This is a genomic window from Comamonas sp., from assembly GCF_036643215.1.
Lineage (GTDB): Bacteria > Pseudomonadota > Gammaproteobacteria > Burkholderiales > Burkholderiaceae_C > Comamonas.
In genome coordinates this window covers 89,318-96,285 of the sequence record NZ_JAVXSJ010000018.1, presented here as the reverse complement: position 1 = coordinate 96,285, position 6,968 = coordinate 89,318, and the positions used below count along the sequence as shown (strand labels likewise).

The window sequence follows — 6,968 nt, the reverse complement described above, 5'->3', positions numbered from 1 at the left end:
GCGCAGCATCGCTCACGGGCGACTACGCCACGCTGGCCTCGCTCATCGACCTGCACGCCGGTGAAGAGCAAAACGACTTCAAAATCCTGCACAGCGACTACCTGAAGGCAGGCGGCACCGAAACCGATATCAGCAAACTGCGCCGCAACCCCGGTGGCGAGGCGCTCAACGCCTATCTGCACGGCCTTGCCGCCACGCCCAACCCCATCGGGCTGCTGGGCGCCATCTACATCATTGAAGGTACGGGCCAGCGCATCGTGCCCAGCCTGCTGCCGCTGCTGCGCGCTGCCCTGCCCTTGCCACCCGATGCCTTCCGCTTTCTGGAGTATCACGGTGCCAATGACGAGAACCATTTGGAGCGCTGGCTGATCGCCGTGCAGATGGCACTGGACCTGGACACCGAAGGCACGGCCCAGCAAGCCATACTGCAGACCGCCCGCCACACGGCGGCCATGTATCTGATGCAGTTCCAGCATGTGCTGGCCGAATAAAAACAAGACGAGCAGGACAGCCTGATGAAGAACGAATTCAACGACCATGTCTGGGACGAGCGCGACCCCAGCCCCTGGCTGGCCCTGTACCTAGACCAGAGCACGCCACTGCCCGATGACGTCAAAGCCGCATGGCTGCGCGACTGCAGCAGCAGCTCGCGCCAGTTTTTTCTGCCCGCCATGCGGCCCATGGCGCGCCTGTCGATGATCCTCATTCAGGCGCTGAAAATCTTTCTGCCAAAGCGCTGGTCGCACTCCATCTTGCTGCACCGCATGCTGGCTTTTGGCATGAAGAAATTTCTCTCGCCAGAGGCCAACTGGCTCATCATGCGGCACTTTCACCTGGGCTCTCAGGTGCTGCAGTTTGTGGCAGCTAACTCGCCTACCAAGGTCAGCACCACGCCTTTAATGCCCATGGAGATTGACGATGTGAAGGAGGAGCTATTCCTCAAGCACGACCTCAACCTCTTCAACTTTGTGATTCGCCTGAACAAGGCGCTGCGTGAAAACAAGCAAGAGCTGGTCCCTGTCGCAGAGCCCGATTTTTCGATGATTCACGAGCCCCAGCTCAAGCTCGAAGACATGCCACGCGGGCGCTTCAACGTCATTGATCTGCAAAGCGCCATTGAGCTGTACACGCCCATCTACCAGCTGCTGCTGACCGACAACGACTTCTGGCGCGCCAGCAACTCGCTGCAGCTGGATGAAACCCTGGGCATTTACTGCGCCAAAATTCTGGCCTCGCCCGAGCATCTGGTGCTGCTCAATAACAAGCACCCCATGGTTCCGGATTCAACGCTTTATGCGGCTTACCGTCTGGTGCTGCACGGGCTGTCTACCGAAATGCTGCATTCTCTGCTTGCGCGCATGGCCAGCGGTGAACTGCCGATTCCAGCACGCGAACTGGCCAAGATGCATAAGGCGGCTGAAGCTACCCAATGAACGTCACCCGTCATCAATTCTTCAGCCCACTGCTAACCACGCGTCTAACTGATCGGCAGGCATGGCGCGGGAATGCAGCCAGCCTTGAAAAAATTCGCAGCCGATGTCACGCAGCAGCTGCAGCTGTTCGACCTCTTCCACGCCCTCTGCCACGACCTCCAGATCCAGCGCCTGGGCCATGTGCACAATGCCGCCCAGCAGTCGATCCCGGCAGGGGGATGGAGACAAAAATTCCCGCCCCAGTTTGACGCGCTGCAGCGGCAAATATTGCAGATAGGCCAGCGATGAATGGCCGGTGCCAAAGTCATCAAGGGCAATCGTCACCCCCAGCTGCGCCAGCCCTTGCAGCACTTCACGCCCCTGTTCGGGGTTCAGCATGGCCTGCGACTCCGTAATCTCCAGCTCCAGCCATTGCGGCGGTACTTCATATCGCGTCAAACAGCTGCTGACCTGCTCGACCAGATTCACCTGTCGCAACTGATGAGCCGAGAGGTTGACCGCTACGCGCAACGGCGTACCAGCCTTGAGCCACAAGGAAATCTGCTTGCAAGCGGCATCAAGCACATAGTTACCCAGGGCCACGATCTGTCCAGAGGCCTCCGCCACCGGAATAAAACGCACAGGACTGACATTCCCCAGTACCGGATCATTCCAGCGCAGCAAGGCCTCCACGCCCACCACTTTTGCACTCTCTACCTTGACCTGCGGCTGGTAGTGAAGCTGCAGCCCTCCGTAGCTCAGCGCCATGCGCAGGCGCTCGGCCAGCTGCACACGCTCGGCCATCTCCTTGCCCATGCAAGGCTCGAAAAACACGGCATTGCCACGACCCCGCGCCTTGGCGCTGTACATGGCCATATCGGCAAACCGCATCAGATCATCGCCAGTCTGTGCATCATCGGGATACAGCGCGATGCCAATGCTGGCCCCGAAATCCAGCGCCAGCCCATCATGTTTGAAAGGTATGGACAGCGCGGCCAGAATCTGATCGCTCCAGAACTTCGCACGGGCGGCGTTTTCCCCCACCAGCAGTACAATGAATTCATCACCACCCAGCCGGGCCAGAACGCCTTCGCTGCGCAGCTGAGCTTTCAGCCGTCTGGCTACCTCTCTGAGCAGCTGGTCGCCCGCAACATGCCCATAACCGTCGTTGATCGCCTTGAAGTTATCCAGATCCAGCTGCAACAAAGCTATTGACTCATCGCCAGCCTGAGCGATCTTGAGCTGCTCCTGCAGCTCCTGGCCAAACTGCCAGCGGTTGTTAAGGCCGGTCAAAGTGTCCTTGGTGGCCTGAAACTTCAGACGTTGCTGCATCTGGTGCAACTCCGTCACATCCCGGACAAAGGCTACAGCCAAGCCATTTCCATCTTCACCAAAAAAACCAAGAGCAATGTCGACAGGCATTGCACTGCCTTGCTTTCGCTGCAGCCACAACACGCCACCCAGCCCCATGGGGCGGCGCGAGGGCTGAGAAAAATAACTGCGCAGGTAGCGACCATGCGTCGCCTGAACTTCGGATGGAAGCAGGATATCGAGCTGCTGACCTTCCAGTTCGCTGCATTCATAGCCCGATATGGCTTGCATGGCTGCGTTGGCCGCCACGATGCGCCCATCCCGCCCCACCAGCAAGATTCCATCAGGAGCAGAATCCAGCGCATAGCGCTCTCGCTGGGTCAGCAGCATGGAAGGCAGACTCACCTCATCCTTCCACGCAGAAAACGCTAGGCCCAGTCGACGCTGACAGTCCGCAATAGCTGTCTCGGTCACAGGCTCAAGCATTGATGAAAAAGGGCATTCAGCCATACACGCGCTCCAGACATTCACTCTGGCATTCCTGCGTGCAGAACCGCCTCATGCAACATCAGAGGCTATGTATCTGCTGGCTCGCGGCGAGAAGCCTTGCCAAGTGTTTGAAAGCGACAACTATGCGCGGCAGCAAGCGCAATCTGCTTGCGCTACATCAAACACAAATGTGTAACAAGAAATTTCAAGGGATTGCACTCATCTACGCAAGCGCCCCAAGGAGCCGCGCTATCAGCCCAGCAGTGCTCTCACATCCTGCACCAGCACCTGCGGGCCTGCGCCATAGCGCTCATAGATGCGCAAGCGGCCCTGGGTGTCGTACAGATAAGTGCCGGCGGAGTGATCGACGGTGTAAGTCCCCTCGGCCTTGCCTGGCACTTTTTTGAAGTAAATCTTGAAGTCCTTGACCACCGCAGCGAGCTCGTCAGGCGTACCGCTCAGGCCTACAAAGCTCTGGTCGAAGTTGGCCAGATAGGCCTTGAGCACTTCGGGTGTATCGCGCTCAGGGTCCAGCGAGACGAACACGGCCTGCAGCTTGTCGCCATCAGCTCCCAGCGCCTGTTTGACTTCCAGCAGCTCTTGCAGCGTGGTCGGGCAGACATCGGGGCATTGGGTATAGCCAAAGAACACGGCGACCACCTTGCCGGAGAAATCCTTGAGGCTGCGCTTTTGGCCATTCACGTCAGTCAGCGGAATGTCTTTGGCGTAATCAGCGCCTGTCACATCCACGCCTTGAAACGAGGGCTTCTTATCGTCCTTGCAGGCGGTCAGAGTGAAGGCGGCTGTGCAGGCCAGTGTTGCAGCGCCGAATGCGCGCAATGCACCTCGTTTATCCATGATGGGTCAGGTCAGGTAGTGATCCACCAGCAGGGCTGCGAACAGCAAACTCAGGTGAATCAGGGAAAAGCGGAAGGTTTTGCGTGCCAGCGCATCCGAATAGTTGCGCAGCAGTGCCCAACCATAACCGCAAAAGCCCAACCCCAGGACCACTGCGGCAAAGAGGTACAGATAGCCGCTCATGCCCACCACAAACGGCAGCAGGCAGCCCGCAAACAGCACCACGGTGTAGAGAAACACCTGCAGCCGCGTGAAGGCATTGCCATGCGTCACGGGCAGCATAGGCAGGCCCGCGCGGCGGTAGTCTTCAACCCGGTACAGCGCCAGCGCCCAAAAGTGCGGCGGTGTCCACAAAAAGATGATGAGAAACAGCAGCAATGCCTCGTGCCCGACCTGCCCCGTCATCGCGGCCCACCCCAGCACGGGCGGCATGGCGCCCGATGCACCGCCAATCACAATGTTCTGTGGTGTGAGTGGCTTGAGCACCAGCGTGTAGATGACCGCATAGCCGATGAAGGTGGCCAGCGTCAGCCACAGCGTCAGCGCGTTGACGGCCAGCAGCAAGATGGCGGCACCCGCTGCGCACAGCAGGGCAGAAAACACCAGCGCCTGCCGGTGCGACAACTCGCCGCGCGCCGTGGGGCGCCAGGCGGTGCGCTTCATGCGGGCATCAATCGTGCGCTCTACCAGGCAGTTAAAAGCCGCTGCCGCTGCTGCCACCAGCCAGATACCTGCGCAGGCCGCCAGCATGCGGCCCCAGTCCTGCCAGGTGGGAGTGCCGGGCACGGCAAGCACCATGCCGATGAAGGCACAAAAAACAATGAGCTGCACCACGCGCGGCTTGGTCAGCGCGTAATACTGCGCCCAGCGCGATGACGGCTGCGCTGCCTCCGCAGCGGGTTGAGGGATGCTCTCCACATTCATGACTTCTGCCTGCATGTCGCCCTCCTCAATAACTATGATTTAGATAGCTAATGGCGCCTTATCTGCATGCGCCACAAGCCATTTCAATGCTTATTTCTCTGCAGCGTCCGCAGCCATCCGCCCGGCCTCATCCCATGAGGAAGAAGCACGAAGCAGCCGCTCCAGATCGCGCTTGGCCTTGCCTGCCGTGGCTTTGTCCATATTGGCCGGGAAGCGCATCATCCAGTGCCCTTGCGGATCCACCACATACAGATGCTCATCCAGCGCATAGCCGGCCTCAGGCTTCAACCAGTCTTGAATAGCGGCAGCTGGCATGCGCAGCGCTGTAGCCTGCTCGGCGGCGGGCAGAATTTTTTCGCTCACGGGTTGCTGGTCGTTGATGAGCCAGACCCAGTCCAGCCGGTCTTTCTCACGGCCCAGCGTTTCACGCAACTGGCGCTGCAGATACAAGTGATCCTGACAGCGCGCTTCGCAGCTGGCATTGCTGGTGCTGACCAGCAGCCACTGCCCCTGAAGACTGCGCAAATCCATGCTGGTGCCATCGAGCTTTTGCACCTTCACATCAGGCAAGCTGGGCTGGCTGCCGATCAGTTCGCCATAGCTGCGCTGCTGCGTGGGGCGCAGCACGTAATAGGTGAAGTAAGAAGCCACCACAGGCGCAGCGCAGACCAGCAGCACGGCCAGCATCTTCCAGCGGCCGCTGCGCGCCTGCTGCATCTGGGTTTGCGAAGGGTCTGGCAGGCTGTGAATTGAAAAGCTCAGCGGCTCATCACCTTCACGACCCTCACTATCGCGGCGCTGCGATGCGGACTGCGCGACGGGGGAGGTAAAAGCGTCGGACGAGTTGAAACCAGACATAAAGCAACACCACCAAAACACTGAGTCCGAACCACTGAAAGGCATAGCCGTAGTGCTTTTGCACACCGGCATTGATTTGCGGCCAGTCGCGCAGCAAGCCTTGGCTGGCGGCGTCATCGCTGGTTTCCACCAGGCTCAGCGCCAGCAACGGCAAGCTGCTTTGTTGCGCCCACTGGGCAATGTCTGCATTCTGTCGGATGCGCGACTTTTGCCCATCAGGGTCTGCCCCGCCATCCGCACCTTCCAGCTCCATCAGCTTGGAGGGCGGAGCCTCAAGTCTGCCCTCAATCGTGACCATGCCAGCAGGCGTATGCACCGGGGGCAACACCATGCGATCCATGAAGTTGCGCGGTGCCCAGCCGCGTTGCACGATGATGACGGTGCCTTCCTGCGGGGTAGCAAGGCGAAACGGTGTGAGCACGTAAAACCCCACCTTGCCCTGCATTTGCCGGTTTTCCAGAAACACCGTCTGCTCGGCCAGCCACTGGCCTTGCAGTTTTGCGGGCCTGTGTAGCAGCTCTTTGCGCTTCGCATCGTTCAGGATTTGACTGATGGCCGGAACTTGGCTCGCAAGCTCTGCGTTGCCCCAAGGTGCCAGCGCCTGCTGGCGCGCCATGGCATCAAAAATTTCCTGCTTTTGCGCGGCGCGGCCCAGTTGCCAGAAGCCCAGAGATGCCGTTATGCCTGTGCAGACAAGGGCTGCGAAAGAGATCAGTAGAAACCGCCAGAGGTCTGGAATTCGGGAAGTTCGCACCAGATAATCCATTCATGAAATTCGTGATCATTCTCGCTTTTCTCGCCATTTTGGCGAGCCTTGGCAGTGCGCTGTTCTTCATGATGCGCAAGGGCGATGGCAGCGCCAGCACGGCCGCCGAAGACGCAGAGCGCAGCCGCAAGATGTTTCGCGCCCTTGCCTTACGCGTGGCACTGTCTATAGGACTTTTTCTGTGCATTTTGATGGCGGCCAAGATGGGCTGGATTCAGCCTACGGGCTGGGTGCCAGGCAGCTAATCGTTCGCAAGCAGCCATTCGCAATTCACCGCGCTATACAAAGGCAAGCGCCTTGCGCCTGTCTGTCTTTGGCTTCAGCATCAAACAATGCTGAAACCTTCAGAT

The 6,968-nt window shown here is 59.2% G+C and carries 8 protein-coding genes; 3 read left to right on the top strand and 5 right to left on the bottom strand.

Translation table 11 applies throughout. The annotated features are described in order from the left end of the window. Positions 1-491: iron-containing redox enzyme family protein (locus tag RSF91_RS13555; RefSeq protein WP_332568911.1), on the top strand; the 491-nt coding region annotated here is incomplete at its 5' end. Positions 492-515: 24 nt separating this feature from the next. Beyond that, positions 516-1,433 carry a DUF6999 family protein gene (locus RSF91_RS13550; protein WP_332568910.1) on the top strand — a complete coding sequence of 306 codons (918 nt, stop codon included), beginning with the start codon at positions 516-518 and terminating at the stop codon, positions 1,431-1,433. A gap of 21 nt (positions 1,434-1,454) precedes the next feature. On the opposite strand, the gene RSF91_RS13545 is transcribed toward RSF91_RS13550, so the two are convergent. The 5 genes from RSF91_RS13545 to RSF91_RS13525 all read right to left on the bottom strand — a co-directional run bounded on the left by RSF91_RS13545 (position 1,455) and on the right by RSF91_RS13525 (position 6,606). Then, a complete protein-coding gene (locus RSF91_RS13545) occupies positions 1,455-3,209 on the bottom strand; it encodes a putative bifunctional diguanylate cyclase/phosphodiesterase (protein WP_332568909.1) in 1,755 nt (584 codons plus the stop codon). Between the two features lie 255 nt (positions 3,210-3,464). Further along, on the bottom strand, positions 3,465-4,070 hold the full coding sequence (locus RSF91_RS13540) for an SCO family protein (RefSeq protein ID WP_332568908.1): 606 nt from the start codon (positions 4,068-4,070) through the stop codon (positions 3,465-3,467). Between the two features lie 6 nt (positions 4,071-4,076). Next, positions 4,077-4,994 (bottom strand): heme o synthase, encoded by a 918-nt coding sequence (cyoE, locus tag RSF91_RS13535; protein ID WP_442878853.1) that lies wholly within the window; start codon positions 4,992-4,994, stop codon positions 4,077-4,079. 90 nt (positions 4,995-5,084) lie between these two features. Beyond that, positions 5,085-5,852 (bottom strand): hypothetical protein, encoded by a 768-nt coding sequence (locus tag RSF91_RS13530; RefSeq protein WP_332568907.1) that lies wholly within the window; start codon positions 5,850-5,852, stop codon positions 5,085-5,087. After that, positions 5,782-6,606, bottom strand: coding sequence for an SURF1 family protein (locus tag RSF91_RS13525; RefSeq protein ID WP_332568906.1), 825 nt, complete (start codon positions 6,604-6,606; stop codon positions 5,782-5,784). Before RSF91_RS13525 ends, RSF91_RS13530 begins: the two co-directional genes overlap by 71 nt. A 14-nt stretch (positions 6,607-6,620) precedes the next feature. Between RSF91_RS13525 and RSF91_RS13520 the strand changes: the two genes are divergently transcribed. Continuing rightward, positions 6,621-6,863, top strand: a complete 243-nt coding sequence (locus RSF91_RS13520) for a twin transmembrane helix small protein (protein ID WP_099735820.1) — start codon at positions 6,621-6,623, stop codon at positions 6,861-6,863. Positions 6,864-6,968 lie beyond the last annotated feature (105 nt).

Coding starts and splice junctions, on each gene's coding strand:
- cyoE (WP_442878853.1), bottom strand. CDS start 4,994: ATGAATGTGGAGAGCATCCCTCAACCCGCTGCGGAGGCAGCGCAGCCG.
- RSF91_RS13550 (WP_332568910.1), top strand. CDS start 516: ATGAAGAACGAATTCAACGACCATGTCTGGGACGAGCGCGACCCCAGC.
- RSF91_RS13545 (WP_332568909.1), bottom strand. CDS start 3,209: ATGCTTGAGCCTGTGACCGAGACAGCTATTGCGGACTGTCAGCGTCGA.
- RSF91_RS13530 (WP_332568907.1), bottom strand. CDS start 5,852: ATGTCTGGTTTCAACTCGTCCGACGCTTTTACCTCCCCCGTCGCGCAG.
- RSF91_RS13540 (WP_332568908.1), bottom strand. CDS start 4,070: ATGGATAAACGAGGTGCATTGCGCGCATTCGGCGCTGCAACACTGGCC.
- RSF91_RS13520 (WP_099735820.1), top strand. CDS start 6,621: ATGAAATTCGTGATCATTCTCGCTTTTCTCGCCATTTTGGCGAGCCTT.